The 16,460-nt window shown below is 64.5% G+C and carries 12 protein-coding genes; 6 read left to right on the forward strand and 6 right to left on the reverse strand.

The window, feature by feature from the left end; translation table 11 throughout:
• Positions 1-6: 6 nt before the first annotated feature.
• Together U1769_RS21830 and U1769_RS21835 are read right to left on the reverse strand one after the other, a co-directional pair.
• Entirely contained in the window at positions 7-1,020 is a 1,014-nt protein-coding gene (locus U1769_RS21830) for a peptidyl-alpha-hydroxyglycine alpha-amidating lyase family protein (RefSeq protein ID WP_332720164.1), read from the reverse strand.
• Positions 1,017-1,892: an amidohydrolase family protein gene (locus U1769_RS21835; protein ID WP_332720165.1), complete on the reverse strand. Its 876-nt coding sequence runs from the start codon at positions 1,890-1,892 to the stop codon at positions 1,017-1,019. The genes U1769_RS21830 and U1769_RS21835 overlap by 4 nt, the downstream gene beginning before the upstream one ends.
• Positions 1,893-2,021: 129 nt before the next feature.
• Here U1769_RS21835 and U1769_RS21840 point away from each other — a divergent pair, with 129 nt between their 5' ends.
• The 5 genes from U1769_RS21840 to U1769_RS21860 all read left to right on the forward strand — a co-directional run bounded on the left by U1769_RS21840 (position 2,022) and on the right by U1769_RS21860 (position 10,042).
• Positions 2,022-2,477, forward strand: a complete 456-nt coding sequence (locus U1769_RS21840) for a PaaI family thioesterase (protein ID WP_332720166.1) — start codon at positions 2,022-2,024, stop codon at positions 2,475-2,477.
• Between the two features lie 216 nt (positions 2,478-2,693).
• A complete protein-coding gene (locus U1769_RS21845; RefSeq protein WP_332720167.1) occupies positions 2,694-5,126 on the forward strand; it encodes a TonB-dependent receptor in 2,433 nt (810 codons plus the stop codon).
• Between the two features lie 52 nt (positions 5,127-5,178).
• Positions 5,179-7,008 (forward strand): flavin-containing monooxygenase, encoded by a 1,830-nt coding sequence (locus tag U1769_RS21850; RefSeq protein WP_332720168.1) that lies wholly within the window; start codon positions 5,179-5,181, stop codon positions 7,006-7,008.
• Positions 7,005-8,600 (forward strand): spinster family MFS transporter, encoded by a 1,596-nt coding sequence (locus tag U1769_RS21855; RefSeq protein WP_332720169.1) that lies wholly within the window; start codon positions 7,005-7,007, stop codon positions 8,598-8,600. Before U1769_RS21850 ends, U1769_RS21855 begins: the two co-directional genes overlap by 4 nt.
• Complete coding sequence (locus U1769_RS21860; RefSeq protein ID WP_332720170.1) at positions 8,597-10,042, forward strand: MDR family MFS transporter; 1,446 nt, start codon at positions 8,597-8,599, stop codon at positions 10,040-10,042. Before U1769_RS21855 ends, U1769_RS21860 begins: the two co-directional genes overlap by 4 nt.
• Here U1769_RS21860 and U1769_RS21865 read toward each other — a convergent pair.
• The 3 genes from U1769_RS21865 to U1769_RS21875 are packed head-to-tail and all read right to left on the reverse strand — an operon-like array spanning position 10,039 to position 13,043.
• A complete protein-coding gene (locus U1769_RS21865; RefSeq protein WP_332720171.1) occupies positions 10,039-10,578 on the reverse strand; it encodes a carboxymuconolactone decarboxylase family protein in 540 nt (179 codons plus the stop codon). The two genes, U1769_RS21860 and U1769_RS21865, sit on opposite strands and share 4 nt — an antisense overlap.
• Positions 10,575-12,263: a thiamine pyrophosphate-binding protein gene (locus U1769_RS21870; protein ID WP_332720363.1), complete on the reverse strand. Its 1,689-nt coding sequence runs from the start codon at positions 12,261-12,263 to the stop codon at positions 10,575-10,577. Before U1769_RS21870 ends, U1769_RS21865 begins: the two co-directional genes overlap by 4 nt.
• Before the next feature lie 15 nt (positions 12,264-12,278).
• The gene (locus U1769_RS21875; RefSeq protein ID WP_332720173.1) at positions 12,279-13,043 is read right to left on the reverse strand and encodes an HpcH/HpaI aldolase family protein; all 765 of its coding nucleotides are present in this window, start codon (positions 13,041-13,043) and stop codon (positions 12,279-12,281) included.
• A 406-nt stretch (positions 13,044-13,449) separates the two neighbouring features.
• Between U1769_RS21875 and U1769_RS21880 the strand changes: the two genes are divergently transcribed.
• Positions 13,450-13,899 carry a nuclear transport factor 2 family protein gene (locus U1769_RS21880; RefSeq protein WP_332720174.1) on the forward strand — a complete coding sequence of 150 codons (450 nt, stop codon included), beginning with the start codon at positions 13,450-13,452 and terminating at the stop codon, positions 13,897-13,899.
• 66 nt (positions 13,900-13,965) lie between these two features.
• On the opposite strand, the gene U1769_RS21885 is transcribed toward U1769_RS21880, so the two are convergent.
• Positions 13,966-16,389 carry a TonB-dependent receptor gene (locus tag U1769_RS21885; protein WP_332720175.1) on the reverse strand — a complete coding sequence of 808 codons (2,424 nt, stop codon included), beginning with the start codon at positions 16,387-16,389 and terminating at the stop codon, positions 13,966-13,968.
• Positions 16,390-16,460: the final 71 nt, after the last annotated feature.

Consider the following 16,460-nt stretch of genomic DNA (forward strand, 5'->3'; position numbering starts at 1 on the left):
TCCGGATCATCCCTCGGCCCGTCGCCGGATGAATTTCTGGAGTTGATGTGCGCCATATTCGGGCGGCACCAATCCCGTGCTGACCGCAAAGGTGTGAGTCACTTCGGCGATATAGACGTCGCCGCGTGAATCGATCGCCAGCGCGTGCGGGGCGATGAAATTGCCCGGCAGGTTGCGCCCATCGGACGATCCGCCCCAATGGCCGAGCACGGCGCCGTCCGGATCGAGGATGGTCACCCGGCCAGCCTGGTCCTCCTTTGCAATGCCGTTGCGGAAGGTCCCCGCGCCCTGCGGCCGCCAAAGCTCGGCGACATAGACCAGCCCGTTGCGGTCGATTTTGAGGTCGCTGGGCCGACGCACATTGATCCATTCGGTGAGGTACTTGCCCTCCGGATCGAATATCTGGATCCGGTCGTTCTCCCGGTCGGCCACCAGCACGCGGCCGTCGCTGGCGACGGTGATGCCATGCGGCAGCTGGAACTCGCCCGGCCCGCTGCCCGGCTCCCCCCAGGATCGGATCAGCTCGCCGTCGCGCGTGAAGTGATGCACGCGGGAATTGCCATAGCCGTCGGACACGTAAAGATCGCCGTTAGGCGCGACGGCCAGGTTGGTGCAGCGGTTGAACGGGCCGGCGCCGTGCAGGACGCACTCGCAGGAATGGATCGTCCACGGCGCCTTGGGATCGAACCCGCTGTCCGATGCCTGGCCGGGAATGCCGATCGTCATCAGCAATTCGCCGGTCGGGGTGAAGGCGCGTACACTATGGTCGCCCATGTCGACGCAATAGACGCGGTCGTCAGGCCCCACCGTCAGCCCGTGCGCGGCGGTGAACACGTCATGCCCCCACGACCGGATGAAGCTGCCGTCGCGTTCGTACACCAGCACCTGCTTGTCGTAGCGGGTGTAGAGATAGACCCGGTCGGCCGAATCCACCCCCACCCCGGTAACGTCCAGATGCTTGAGGTGGGGCGGCAGGCGCTCCCAGTCGGTGACGACATCGAACGCGGGCAGGACGCTCATGTCCGCGGCCAGTTCAGCACCCGGCGCAGGGTTCCGCCGAACAGCTGTTCCTTTTCGCCATGGGTGAAGCGGTCGCTGTCGAGCAGATAGGACAGGCTGTCGGCATAGCTCAGGCCGCGCCGCCTGGGCCGCGTGCCGCGCGGCAGATCGGCCTGGCGCATCCGCGTATAGTCGCTGCCCCACATGATCCGGTCGAAGCCGAAGCTCTCGAACAGCAGGGCGAGCTGCGGCCACACGTCGGAGAAGGGATAGGCCTGCTCCGACAACAAGGGTGCACCGCATAGCTTGACGTGCACATTGGGGTATTTCGCCAGCGCGAGCAGATCGGGGAAGCGGCCCCAGGGATCGTCATTGGGGGGCGAAACGGGATGCTGGCTGACGCCGATATGGTCGATGATCAGCGTGAGGCCTGGGTGCCGCACCACGACGGCCTCCATCACCTTCGCCCAGCCATGGGTCGAGACGAAGATCGGCAATCCGACCTCTTCCGCTGCGGCGAAGATCGGGTCGAACAGGCCCTGTTCGAATTCGGGCCGCAACGTCATGTCGCGCCAGTCGCCGAGCAGCGCACGCCCGGCGATTACGCCGGGCAAGCCGCGCACCCGCGCGACATCCGCCGCGAGATCGGGATGGGCGTGATCGAACGTCACGACGCCCGCGAAGCGATCCGGATAGCGTTCCAGCGCTGCGGTGATGAAGGCTTCGCCGGTGACGGCAAGGGCAATATCCACGCCGATCGCATCCATCGCCTCACGCGCCAGCTCCACGTCGATTGCGCTGGTCGTGGCGGCATCGACGCCGGGTATCGGTATCTGCGCCGTGGGTTCGTGAATCTGCGCGTCGATGATTTCGATCGAGTCGATATTGGCCATTGGTGCCTGATCCCCTTCCAAATTCCCGAGCTGGCGTTGATCGAATCGACTGCCGCATGTTCGCCGGGGCTAGCCATCATCTAAAGATACCGGTACCAAAAGCAAACAGGTTAGGGCGGGGAGCATGGGGTGGCGACGATCGACGCAGTGACGAACGAAGCGGCTCCTCCCGGTGACGGCTGGGCCGCCTGGGATCACGGCGATCCGTTCGAGGCAGCGAACGGCATGATCTTTCGCGCCCGCGATTTCGCGCCGACGCCCGAGGAGCTGGTCCGCATCGGCTTTCGCGTCGCGCCGCGGAACTGCAATTTTCTGGGCGGCTGTCACGGCGGCCTGATGGCGAGCCTGCTCGATATCGCGATGGGCCGGAACGTGCTGGCGGCGACGGGCGTGGCCGGCGCGCCAACCATGTCGATGACGGTGGATTTCGTGCGCGGCGCGGTTTCCGGGGAGTGGCTCGAAAGCCGGGCGCGGATCATCCGCCAGGCCCGACGCGTGGTTTTCTGCGATGCGCTGCTGGTTGGCTCGGCCGGCATTACGGCCCGCGCGAGCGGCGTTTTCTCGATTCCCCAATCCGCCCAGTGATAGCGAGAAAGCATAGCGGATCGAAAATCTGTATTATTTTGATCAACTGGATTTTGCCATTCCTGCCGGGCCGCTTCTCGTGAAGCGCGGAACAACCGAGCCGGACGGCACCGATCGTCAGGCCACACACCGATCGTGGCGACTAAGCTGCAGCATCGTTCGCCCTGGGCGCGACTGCAGACTGCATCGTTCGCCCGATCAACATGGGAGAGGGCGATGATCACCAAGTTTCTGGCTACGAGCTGCTTCATGGCGCTGGCCGCGGGTTCGGCACAGGCAGCCGAGCCTGCACTCCAACAGGCCGCGGACCCGGCCGGACAGGCCGGCGCGACGACCACCGACGGCGACGTCCCCAGCGACGTGCGCGACATCATCGTGACCGCATCGAAGCGGGCGCAGAATGTTCAGGACGCGCCGGTGGCGGTGACGGCGGTCAGCGAGGAAAAGCTGCAGTCGCTGAACATCACCAGCACCGCCAATCTGGCGGCGATGGCGCCCGGCATCGTCTTCGTGCCGGCGCCCAATCCTAACAATCTTCAGTTCGTCGTGCGCGGCATCGGCACCTATTCGACGGTCGACACGCTCGAGCAGTCAGTCGGCGTCGCAATCGACGGCATTCCGCTGGGTCGCATCGCCGGCGCAGTGGTCGACGCCGTCGATGTCGCCCGGGTCGAGGTCCTGCGCGGACCGCAGGGCACCCTGTTCGGCAAGAGCGCCACCGCGGGCCTGGTCAGCGTCGTCAACAACAAGGCGCGTGTCGGCGAGGCCGAGGCGATCGGCCGCGTCTATTATGGCGAGAACGAGGAGCTCCGGGTCCAGGGCACGGTCAATGTGCCGATCGGCGACAGGGCGGCGATCCGCCTGAGCGCATGGGATTTCAGCCGCGACGGCTATATCAACGCGCCGAAACAGTCGGACGGCAATATCGGCGATTTCCACAATTGGGGTTTGCGCGGCCGCTTTGCGTTCGAAGTGACACCGAACTGGCGGCTCGATGCGACCGCCGAATATAGCGACAACACCAATGACGGCGTCCAGCAGACCACGCGCGCCTACATGCCGAACGATTTCGTCGCTTTGCCGGGTGCGCGGACGATCGCGCAGATCAACGCCAGCATGGGGATCGTGCCCGGCCCGCGTAACCTGACCGTGGGATCGGAAGTGCCGATCGGCGGCTATGTGAAGCCCGAATTCTACCATCTCGAATCGAACTGGGAGACCGGCGACGTCACGCTGACTTCGATCACCGGCTATCGTCGCATCAAGTCCAGCCAGATCAGCGAATATGATTACAGTGCGAGCGAGCCGGGCAGCTTCACCACCTATCTCCACTACAAGTCGGATACCAACCAGTTCACCACTGAGCTGCGACTGGCCAATGGCAGCAGCAATGCTTTCAAATACACCCTTGGCCTGTTCTATTATAACCTGGACGTGGAAAACAGCTCGTTCGAGCAGACCGCACGCAACGTGCCGAGCCTGCCCGCGCCGTTCTTCGCCACCGGGCGCTTCCCGGTCTCGACCATGAACACCAAGAATTATGCGGCGTTCGCTGACCTGAATTATGATGTCGGGCAATTCACGCTGATCGCGGGCGCCCGCCTGTCGCATGAGCGGAGCGAAGGGACGTTCAACCGCTCCCTGCCGCGCGACGGCGCGCCGGCTGAAGGGGGTTCGGACACCAGCATCTATATCCCGGGATCGGCGGTGGCGGGCTATACCCCGTTGTCGGTCGCGTCCTCCGTCAACTATGACGATTTCTCGTGGCGGCTCGGCGCGCAATTCAAGCCGACCGATGACGTTATGCTCTACGCCACCGCGAGCCGTGCCTATAAGGGGCCGGGCTTCAACTTCGCGGCTGATCTGACGCCGACCGTCTTCGCGCAGACCCGATCGATCGTTCGCCCGGAAATCGCCCATTCCTACGAAATCGGCCTGCGCACTCAGTTCCTCGATCGGCAGGTGACCTTCAACCTGACCGGCTATTATGCGCCGTACAAGGATTTCCAGATCACGGCGGCGTTGCCCGGGACCGGCGGCAACGGCCTTACCTACACCATCATCAACGCCGGCGAGATCAAGGCCAAGGGCGTCGAGGCGGAGTTCGCCTTCAATCCCCGCGGCGCGCTCGAGGGTTTCGCGATCAATGGCGACGTGACCTGGAACGACACCGAATATTCCGATTTCACCAATGCGCCCTGCTATGCGCTGCAGCCGCGCAGCGCGACGCCCGATTCAACGCCCGGCGTCTGCGCCGCGCCATCGGTCGGGTCGACCGCGTCGGTCCAGTCGGTCAACGGTATGCGCACCGTCGGCAACCCGGAATGGAAGCTCAACGCCTTTGCCCGGTACGACAGGCCGGTTACGGATTCGCTGAACCTGTTCGGCCAGGCGCATTATTATTACCAGTCCGAGGTCCAGTACGGCGTCGGCGCCAATCCTGCGACATTATCGCCCGGCTACAATACGGTCGATCTGACCGTCGGCATCCATGCCGCGGACAATCGCTGGAGGCTGAGCGTGATCGGCAAGAACGTGTTCGGCGAACGCTTCGTCTCCCGGCTGGTCACCAACAATCCGGGCCTGATGCAGGTCGTGCCCTATGACGCATTCTCGTCCTGGGGCGCGGCACTCGATATCAAATTCTAGGGGGAAAGTTGAAGGGCATGGCGAATTACGACGAGCAGAGCGGAGTGGTAGCGTGACCGATCTGGCGACCCATGCCCTTCATGAATGGACCGCCGCCTTCGCATCGGCGTTCAATGCGGCTGACGCGGATGGCCTCGCCGCGCTGTTCGCGGACGGTGACTGCTATTGGCGGGATCTCGTGGCGTTCTCCTGGAACATCGTCACCGTCGAAGGGCGAGACGGCGTCGCCCGGCTCGTCCGGCAACAGGCTCCCCGCGTCGGCCCGGTAACAGTCGCCGGCACGACTGAAACGATTTCGCAGGGGGAGCAGGTCGAGGGCTGGTTCGATTTCGAAACCCGTGAGATCCGCGGCAAGGCGCATGTCCGGTTGCGTGCCGGAAAATGCTGGACGCTGCTGACGTCGGCGCTCGCGCTTCGCGAGCATGAGGAGCCGTCGGGCCGCCACCGGCCCGAAGGCGCGTTGCACGAAGCCGCCAAGGGACGCCGCACCTGGACGGACCTGCGCGAGGAGACCGCACGGACGCTGGGCCATTCGGTCCAGCCTTATTGCCTGATCGTCGGCGGCGGGCAGGGCGGGCTCGCCCTCGGTGCGCGGCTAAAGCGGCTCGGCGTGCCGACTTTGATCGTCGATGCGCTTGAGCGTCCCGGGGATTCGTGGCGCAGCCGCTACAAGTCGCTGTGCCTGCACGATCCGGTGTGGATCGATCATCTGCCCTATCTGCCGTTCCCCGATCATTGGCCGATCTACACCCCCAAGGACAAGATGGGCGACTGGCTCGAGGCCTATGCCAAGGTGATGGAGCTCGATATCTGGAGTTCGACCATTTGCCGCAGCGCGCAGTATGACGAGCGCGACCGCAGCTGGACGGTGACGGTCGAGCGCGGCGGAGAGACGATCACGCTTCATCCGCGCCAGTTCATTCTCGCGACGGGCCTGTCCGGCATCAAGACCGTCCCCGCCATTGCCGGCGCCGAAAGCTTCCAGGGCGCTCAGTTCCATTCGAGCGACCATCCCGGCGGCGCCGGTTTCGCGGGCAAGCGTTGCGTCGTGATCGGCGCGAACAATTCGGCCCATGATATCGCTGCCGATCTTTGGGAAAACGAAGCCGAGGTCGTCATGATCCAGCGCTCGCCGACCACGGTGATGAAGGCGTCGTCGTTGCGCCGGAACCAGGACAAGGGCTTTTATTCGGAAAGCGCGGTCGAATCCGGCCTCACCACCGAAAGCGCCGATCTGCTCGCCAATTCGATGCCCTTTCGTGCCAAGGAGCCGCTCGACCAGATCAGCTGCCGCGCGATTCAGGAAGCAGATGCGCCCTTCTACGATCGCCTGCGCGCCAGCGGCTTCCTGCTCGACTTCGGCGAGGACGATACCGGCATCGCCGGCAAATATCCGCGCCGCGCCTCGGGCTATTATATCGATGTCGGCGCGTCCGATCTGATCGCCGATGGCGAGATCAAGGTCCGCAGCGGCGTCGGCGTCGATCGGATCGAAGGCAACGCCGTCATCCTCTCCAGCGGTGAAGCGCTGCCCGCCGACGTGATCGTCTATGCGACCGGCTATGGTCCGATGAACGGCTGGGCCGAGCTGCTGATCTCGAAGGAGGTCGCCGACAAGGTCGGGCATTGCTGGGGTCTCGGTTCCGGAACGGCGATGGACCCAGGCCCGTGGGAAGGCGAGCTCCGCAACATGTGGAAGCCGACCGCGCAGGAGGGGCTGTGGTTCCACGGCGGCAATCTGGTCCAGTCGCGCTTCCATTCGCTGCACCTCGCGCTGCAGCTCAAGGCGCGGATGGAGGGCATCGCCACGCCGGTGTTCCACGCCCCGACGATCGAGCGGCCACCGCTCGGGCCCGCGCCAGCAGGGAAAACCGATACATGACAGACGTTGCGATCCCGGTGAGCGTTGCCGCCGCCGGGCGCGGCCCCCGGGAAACGGTCAACCGGCCGGACAGCCCCTATGCCTGGTACGTCCTGTTCGTCCTGATCGTGGTGTACACCTTCAACGCCATGGATCGCACGATCCTTTCGATTCTGGCGGAAGACATCAAACGCACCTTCGGCATGACGGATACCCAGCTGGGCTTCCTGCACGGCACTGCGTTCGGCGTTTTCTACGCGCTGTTCGGGTATCCGATGGGCCGGCTGATCGATCGCTGGAAACGCACCAAATTGCTCGCGATCGGGCTCGCGACCTGGTCGACCATGACAGTCATCTGCGGTCTTTCCACGACGATGTTCCAGCTGGTCGCGTCGCGCATCGGCGTAGGCATAGGCGAGGCGACCGCGAGCCCGGCCGGCTTCTCGCTCACCTCCGACTGGTTCACCAAGAAGAAGCGGGCGACCGCGCTCGGGCTGTTCATTGGCGGGCTGTACCTCGGCCAGGGGCTGGCACTGGCGCTCGGCGGCACGATCGCGCTGCGCTGGGAACATGCCTTCCCGACGGACAGGCCGCTCGGCCTGATGGGCTGGCAGGCGGCATTCGTCGGCGTCGGCCTGCCGGGCCTGGTGCTGGCGGTGTGGGTGTGGACTCTGCGCGAGCCGCGGCGGGGGCTGAGCGACGACATCACCCGCCCCGGCGAAACCAATATCTGGCCGCGCTTCTTCGGCGATGTCGCCAGCGTGATCCCGCCGCTGACCTTCATTCAGGCGGCGCGATCCGGGAGGATGCCCCTGCTGTACAACGTCGCGGTCGCGGCGCTGACCGCGGCCTGCGCCTTCCTGCTGATCCGCCTTACCGGTGACGTGATGCAATGGTGCGTGATCGGGGTCGGCTATTACGCGGCCTTTTCCTCGGCCCAGTCGATGAAGCATCGCGATCGGCCGACCTTCGCGCTGACCTGGGGCACGCCAACCTTCCTGATGGCGATGATCGGCTTCGGCAGTATCTCGATGGTCAACATCATCATGGGGTTCTGGACGGCGCCGCTCGCGCTGCGCGGCATGACGATCGACAAGAGCTCGATCGGGCTGATCCTCGGCTCGACCACGGCGATCTGCGGCGTGCTCGGCGTCATCTGCGGCGGCAAGCTGTCCGACATGATGCTGAAATACAGCCAGCAGGGGCGCATCTGGGTCGGCATCGCCTCCTGCCTGTTGCCGGTGCCGTTCATCATCGTGATGTGCAACACGCACACGCCGTGGCTGTTCTTCCTGTGCAACGCCCCGGTCGCCTTTTTCGGCAATTGCTGGCTCGCGGCGGGGGCGGCGACGATCCAGGAACTGGTGCTGCCGCGTATGCGCGGCACCGCCACCACGACCTATTTCCTGGCCTCGACCATGATCGGATCCGGCCTTGGCCCCTATCTCGTCGGCAAGATTTCCGCGCTGACCGGCGATCTCGCGATCGGGATGCAGGCCGGGCTGATCGCCGTGCCGATCGCGACCCTGGCGCTGTGGTTGTGCGCCCGTACCGTGCAGCAGGCCGAGGCGACCAAGTGGCAGCGCGCCCATGCGGCGGGGGAGCCTGAGTGAATGTCGAGCGGGGCGCACTGACCGAACCGGCCGACGGAGCCAGACCACGCAACTACCGCGTGATCGCCGTCGTCGCCGCGCTTGCGCTGACCATGGAGGCAGTCGACGCGACCGCCCTGATCAGCGCGCTTCCCACGATCGCGCGCGATTTCGGGGTGCCCGTCACGCAGCTGGGCGCGCTGATAACGGCCTATCTGCTCGCGCTGGCGATCTTCATTCCGCTCAGCGGGCGGCTCGCCGACCGGTTCGGATCGCGGACCGTATTTCGCGGCGCGATCCTGCTGTTCATGGCAAGCTCGCTGCTCTGCGCGGCCGCGCCGTCGATCACCGCAATGATCGCCGCGCGGTTCCTGCAGGGGATTGCGGGCGCGATGATGAATCCGATCGCGCGGCTGGTGGTGCTGCGATCGACGCCGCGCCACCAGATGGTGTCGGCGATGTCCTGGCTCATCCTGCCGGCGACGCTGGGTCCGATCGTCGGCCCCCCGCTCGGCGGGTTCCTGGTGACCTATGTCGGATGGCGCTGGATCTTCTACATAAACCTGCCGATCGGGCTGGCCGGAGTCATCCTGGTCTCGCTGCTGTTCGACGAACACCGCATGGATCATCGATCGCCGATCGATTTCCCTGGCTTCCTGTTGTCCGGGCTCGCCCTCAGCTGCCTGTTGTTCGGGTTGCAGTTCGCCACGCAGGACGGCGATGGCGGTGTCGCGGTGATCCTGCTGCTGGCCGGAGCTCTGACGGCGGCGGCCTATGTCCGCTACGCACTGCGCCATCCGCATCCAATCCTCGACATGCGCCTGCTCCAACTGCGGCAATTCCGCCTGACGCTGGCCGGCGGCTCGCTCACGCGCATCACGCAAGGGGCGCAGCCCTATCTGCTGGCGCTGATGCTGCAGCTTGGCTTCGGCATGACGGCGGCGGCGTCTGGCGCGATCGTGTTGACGATCGCGGTCGGCGCGATGATCACCAAATTGCTGGCTGGGCCGGTGCTGCGGCGAACGGGCTTCCGCACGGCCTTGCTCGTCAACGGCGTGCTGGCAGTCGTGGGCTATGCGATCGTGGGCTGGTTCAGGCCGGGTTGGCCGTTATGGGCGATGATCCCGGTGCTGTTCGTCTCCGGCCTCGCCATGTCGTTCCAGTTCTCGTCCTACAATGTGCTCGCCTATGAGGAGATTCCGCCCGAACGGATGAGCGCGGCGACCGGCTTCTACACCACTTTCCAGCAGCTGCTGCTGTCGGTGGGGGTCAGCCTGGGCGCGGTGGCGCTGCACATGTCGATGGCGTCGGCCGGGCGGGCGGTACCCGCCTTTCCCGATTTCACGGTCGCTTTCACTTTCGTCTGCCTGATCTCGGCCAGCGCTACCCTGGTCAACTGGCGCATCCCGCGCGATGCTGGCGCGCAGATGGGCGGGCGCGTTGCGCGGAACGCCGACGACTAGCTCTTCCAGCCCGTCACCGCCACTTCGTCCAGCTCTACGCCGCTCACCGCGGCGACGCGCGCGGTCGTCATATAGCCGCCGATCAGGATGACCATTTCGAAGACCAGCGGGAGGCCGAACGCTTCGCGCGCGGCTTGCAAGGTTGCGTCGGACGGGGAAACGTCGCGCACGATCTCGGTCACGAAATTGGCGAGCGCGCGTTCCTCGTCGGTCAGGGCCGAAAAGTCGCCCGTCCGCATCGCATCGCGCTGTTCCGGCGTTACGCCAGCATTCTCGGCGATCCTGAGGTGGTGGAACAGCTCATAGTCCGAGTCCGACAGGTAGGCGACGCGCAGGATCAGCAACTCGCGCAGTCGCTCGTCCAGCGTTGCCTCATACACGGTCGCGCGGCCGAGCTTACGCTGCGCTGCCCATAAGGCGTCGGGCGCGTGCATTGCCATGCGCGACACGTTGAGCACGCGGCCCGCGCTGCCGCTGAGCACGTCTCGCTTCTCCGCCGACAGGGTGGCGGGGTCGGGATAGGGCAGGCGCGTCATGCAATCGCTCCGGTCTGGGGCCGCCATGGCGGTGGGCAGGTGATCTCGGCGTCGGTCATCACTTCGACGATTGTCGGCCGCTTTTCCAGTAGTGCCGACCGCAGCGCCAGGGCGAGGTCGCCGGGCTTTTCGACATGGAAGGTCCTGCACCCGAACGCCTCGGCGACGCGCGTGTATGACACCGGCGAGAAGCGCCAATTCTCCTCGAGCGTCGCGCTTTCCTGCCAGACCGGCTTTTCCTGGCTGAAGGCGTTGTTGTTGTTGACGATCGTGACGGTGTTGATGCCGTAACGCATCGCCGTTTCCATCTCGGCGAAATGATACAGGAAGGCACCGTCCCCGTTGAGGCAGATCACCGGCCGCTCCGGCTGAGCGCATTTCGCCCCGAGCGACGCCGGGTAGGCCCAGCCAAGCGATCCCGCGGCGCGCAGCAGGCCCTGGCCGGGGCGATCGAGATAAAGGTTGCGCGCGGCCCAGGTGCCCGAATGGCCCGTATCGACCACCACCAGCGCGCCATCGGGCAAAGCATCGGAGAGGTCGCGGCACAGGCGTTGCGGAACGATCGGGGACGCGTCCGATTGCTCGCCCGCCATCGCCATGTCCTGCCACTGCGCCTTGAGCGCCGCGATCCGCTCGAGCCACGGAGCGCGATCCGTGGGTTGTGCCACCGCGCTCAGCTGGTCGAGCACGGTCGCCGGGTCCCCGCATAGCGCGACTTCAAGCGGGAAGTTGCGCCCGAGCTCGCGCGGGTCGATATCGATCTGGATCGCGGGGACGCCAGGTCGCGCGACCTTCCAGTCGCTCGTCACCATGCTGCCCGTGGTGCTGGCGACGAACAGGATCAGATCTGCCTCGGCCACCGCCATGTTGGTGGTGTCGCGGGCGTAATTGCCGGTCACGCCGATGTTCAGCGCGTGCGAATCGGGTAGGCTTGCCTTGGCGTCGAGCGATGTGGCGAGCGGGATCTGCCAGCGCTCGACGAACCGGCGAAGGCTGTCGCTCGCGCGGCCGGCGCGGATGCCTGAGCCGGCGATGACGATCGGACGCCGGGCCCGAGCCAGCAGTTCGGCCGCGCGCGCCACATCGTCCGTTTCAGCCTCCGTCCGGGCGATCGGGGTCACGGCGTAACGCGGATCGGGGCGATGGGGTGACAGGACTTCACCATCCAGCGCACCGCCGATAAAGCCACCCAGTTCGAGATGCACCGGCCCCGGCGTCCCGCTGGTCGCAATGCGCATCGCCTGGTTGAGCAGGTCGGGCAGCCGCGAGGCGGAGTCGACCCGTGCGCCGAATTTGGTCAGCCCGGCATAGATCGGGCGCTGGTCTACTTCCTGGTAAGTGTTGCGCTCCCGCGTCTCGACTGAGCCGCCGCCGGTGATCGCCAGAACCGGCGAGCGCGCCATCAATGCGTCGAGCAGGCCGGCCGCCAGATTGGCTGCGCCGATTGCCTGCGCGCCGCACACGCCGAGCCGGCCCGACGCGCGCGCATAACCGTCCGCCATATAGGCAGCCGCTTTCTCCGAATGCGTGGCGATCGGCTGAACGCCGAGCGACGGCATCTGCTTGATCGCTTGCGGCAGGATCAGCGGCATGTGGAAGAAATGACTGACCCCGCACGCACTGAAGCTCTCGGCCAGATACTGGTGGCCGGAGGTCGTGCTCGCGGGGCCGGTTTGGCGGTACAGCTGCTAAGCCTTCGGTCAGGCGAGCGCGGCGCGCGTGTCGGTGATCAGCGCCTTGGCCGCCTTGGCGAACAGCGACGTATCGGCGCTGATCATGCAGTAGGAATAGCCGACCTGCTTGCAGCGCGCTGCCTCGTCCGGGGTCTGTACCGCGGTGCCGCAGGGAATGCCGCGGGCATTGGCCGCTGCCAGCACCTTGGTTTCGAGCGCCCGCAAGGTTGGGTGCGATCCCGGCAGGCCGGAGCTCAGCGCGAGATCGCCGAAGCCGATGAACACGCCATTGAGCGCCGGCGCATCGAGAATCGCGTCGATATTTTCGAGCGATCCCATGTCCTCCAGCTGCACTGCACGCAGCACATGGTCGCGGCCGCGCGCGAGATATTCGTCGGCCGTATCGAGACCCCAGCGCGCGGCGCGCGACGTATAGCCCATGCCGCGATGACCCATTGGCGGGAAGGCCATGGATGCCGTCGCCTCGATCGCCTGTTCCGGGGTTTCGACGCGTGGCACGAGAATGCCGTCGGCGCCCGCATCCAGGATACGCTGGATCGCGCTACCGCTTCGGTCGGGCGCGCGGATCAGCGCCGACATGCCGGTCGCCTGCGCGTGGGCGATCGCGCTGTAGGCGCTCTGGAAGCTGTGCGGGGCGTGCTCCATGTCGATCACGGCGAAATCGAAGCCGACATGGCCGATCAGTTCGACCGTTTCTATCGAGGGAATCTTTGCCCAGGTGCCGACGAGAAACTCGCCGTTCCGCAGGCGGTCCACCATGCTTGTTGTCACGCATCACTCTCCATGAACGCCGTTGCGTCCCAATATCGTTCGTGTGGAAGTAAACACAAGATACAATCGCATTGCAATATGCGAAGCAACTTGCAGAATCCGGCAACACAACTTTCCGTATTTGACTTAATAGTCAAATTTACTCAATAATAGCTTTGATGGATGGCAACATGCATTCAATATATGGCGCGGGTGCCGCTTCTGGTCGCTAGAGGCGAGCATAGTGAGCGTGCGCAACAGGAGCCGCCAATACGAAAGCGGCATGCAGGATAAGGAAGAAATATAGCAGCGCCAGGCGCGCGACTTGCATTCCGACAGCGTTCAAACGCGGCCATGCGCGGCGCCGCCGTCAGCGATGGAAGCCCATAACCTCGAGGATAAGATGATGTCACCCGAAGAAAAAATCATGCTGACCCAAGTCCTTTTGGCGAACGCGACTGATTATTGGTACGAAGTGGACCATAATTACGGCCTGGGCGCCTCGGAATATTTCCTGGAGGATGCGACCTTCGCGAGCTGGAAGGGCAAGGCCGCGATCCACGATTTCTACGTCTGGCGGAAGTCGCGTGGCGATCGGCTCGCGCGGCACCTCATTTCCAATTTCCGTGCCCGGTTCGAAACGTCCAGGCTGGCGCATACCAACAATGTGATGCTGCTCTACGCGGCGGACGGCGTCGCGCCGCTGCCATCGACTGCGCCGATCCAGATCGCCGAGCAGGAGGATGTGGTGGTGCTGTGCGATGACGGGCGCTGGCGCTTCCAGTCCCGCAAGTTCACCAACCTGTTTACCGGCGATATCCCGACCACGGTGCCGCCGCAGGACTGGTTCGAGAAACACGGTCAGGTCAAACCCTGACTGCCTGAATCACAAGCGCCCCGCATGATCGCTCATGCGGGGCGTCTTTATTTTCAGCCCGACCGTTCAGAACCGGACGTCGAGCGCCAGCACCCAGGACGATTGCGCTTCGTACGGGATGATCTGCACGAGGCCGGGGTTGCTGGTCACCGCGCGTGACTGGAAGTTCTGGTCGAAGATGTTCTTCCCGATCACGCTCAGCTTCCAGGCATCGTCTGCCGCGCGGATGCCGGCGGTGAGATCGAAGGTGTGATAGCCGTCGATCAACGTGTTCGGATTTTCGCCGACGCTATATTGAGTCGAAGACTGATGGTAGTAATGCCCGCGGGTGAACACGTTTAGTCCGCTGGTGACGGGTACGTCATAGCCCGCGAACAGGTTGATCTGGAACTCGGGCGATCCGACCGTGCGCTGGCCGTTGACTGACTGGATGTTGGCGGTGCTGCCTACCGCCACCGGCGCGCAAACCCCGGACGCCGAGGTCGGGGCGGACGCCACCGCCTGGCCCGTATAGCAGGGCGCATTGGTGAAATCGGTATATTTCGTATCGTTATACGCCATGTTTCCTTCGAGCGAGAAGCCCTGCAGCACGCCGTGCGGGCGCCAGCTGAAATCGCCTTCGATGCCCTTGGCGAGGATCTGGCCGGCATTGATGATGGTGTAGGTCAGGCCGCCGACGGCGTTGGGGATGGCCGCGGTGATCTGGAAATTGTCGAACGGTGCCCGATAGGCCGAGGCGTTCAGTGTCAGCGTACGGTCGAACACCTGAGTACGGATGCCGATTTCATAGGAATGCGCGATTTCCTCCTTAACGACCGCGTTGTTGAGCGCGAAGGTAGCCGCCGTCAGATCGTTGGAAAAGTTGAAGCCCGGGCCCTTATAGGCGCGGCTTGCTGTCGCGTAGACCATCGCGTCAGGCGCGAAATGATACTGCGCGCCGACCTTCCACGAAAAGTCGGTATATTTGACGGAACTCGACACGGTGTAGGGCGGGAAGCCGACCGCGGTCGATCCGGGAATGAAGATCGCCAGGTCGCCGCCCTCGGCGCCGGCCGCGAATTGCGGGCGAACGCGGTTATAGGTGCCGTCGCTATTCTCCTGCGAAAGGCGTGCGCCGGCGAGCAGGGTCACGCTGCCGAGCTTGTAGCTTGTGTCGGCGAAGGCAGCGTAGTTCTTGGTATCCATCTCGACCTGGATCTGCCGGCCGCGCGCGAAGAACGGCGCCGGGAAGGTTGGCACGCGCAGCGTATCCTGCTCGATCGCGCTGTGCGGGATGTGGAGATCGTAGAAGAACAGGCCGATCGTATATTTGAAGTCGTTCTGGCTGCCATTGGCCAGCCGCAGCTCGCTTGTGAACTGCTCGATCTGCGACTGATAATTCTGGTAGGTGCGATAGCTGTTGGCCTGGCTCGCGCTGTAATCATAATCTGCGACCTGGAGCGACTTCACCTTGCGGTAGGCACTCAGCGAGGTGAGTGTCAGGTCACCCAGGTCCAGGTTCGCTTCGAACTGGTAGAATTGCGGCTTCACGCGTCCGCCGATGCCCTGCAGTTCGACGCCAACCGTCTTGTTGTTCGGGCCTGGCACGATGCCCATTGCCGCGTTGATCTGGGCGATTGTCGGGCCGCCCTGATAGGACAGGAAATCGTTCGCCAGATAGGAACGCGTCGTCGTGGTCGTGCCGTCGTTATAGTTGTTGGACAGTTCGGCGGAGAGATCGAAGCGCAGGTCCGGCGTGGCCTCCCAGGCGAGCTTCGCGCGGAAGCCGCGGTTGTGGAAATCGCCGATATTGCCGTCGGGCTGCTTCGGCGCCTTCAGGTAGCCGTCGCGGCTGAAATCCCAGGCGCTGAGGCGGACGGCGAGCTTGTCGGTGATGATCGGCACGTTGACCGTACCCTGCAGCCGAAGCTCGTCCTTCTCTCCATAAACGGCGCGACCGGTAAAGCTGGTGTCATTCAGATCCGGCTTGTTGTTGACGATGCTGACCAGGCCGGCGGTCGCGCTCTTGCCGAACAACGTGCCCTGCGGCCCGCGCAACACTTCGATCCGCGAGATGTCGACTGCATCGACCACCGCGCCGGCGACGCGACCCAGCGGCACGCCATCGATTGCTACGCCGACCGATTGCTCGAGCGTATCTGCGAACGCAAAGGTGCCGATACCGCGCACCACGAACTGAACGACGTTGGGGTTGGGCGCCGGCACGAACGTGATGCCCGGCGCAACGGCGGAAATGTTGGCCGTGCTGGTGACGTTGATCGACTGCAGCCGATCCTCGCTGACCGCCGTCACCGAGATCGCCACGTCCTGCAGATTCTGCGCGCGCTTGGAGGCAGTGACGATGATGTCGCCGACCATATTCTCGGGCTCGGCTGCGGCGGTGGGCTCGGTCTGGGCGGGTGCAGATGCGGGCGTTGCCTGATCCTGAGCCTGCGCGGCAACCGGCAGCAATACGAGCAACGAAACTCCGGCCAGCAAAAGATTGCGCATAAACCTCCCTTTTGCGGGTGCTACCGCCCCGCTTCATGAATTCTCGGAAATACAGCGTGTTGGACGGCGCC

The sequence above is a fragment of the Parasphingomonas zepuensis genome (genome assembly GCF_036663735.1).
In the GTDB taxonomy this organism is placed as follows: Bacteria; Pseudomonadota; Alphaproteobacteria; order Sphingomonadales; family Sphingomonadaceae; genus Sphingomonas.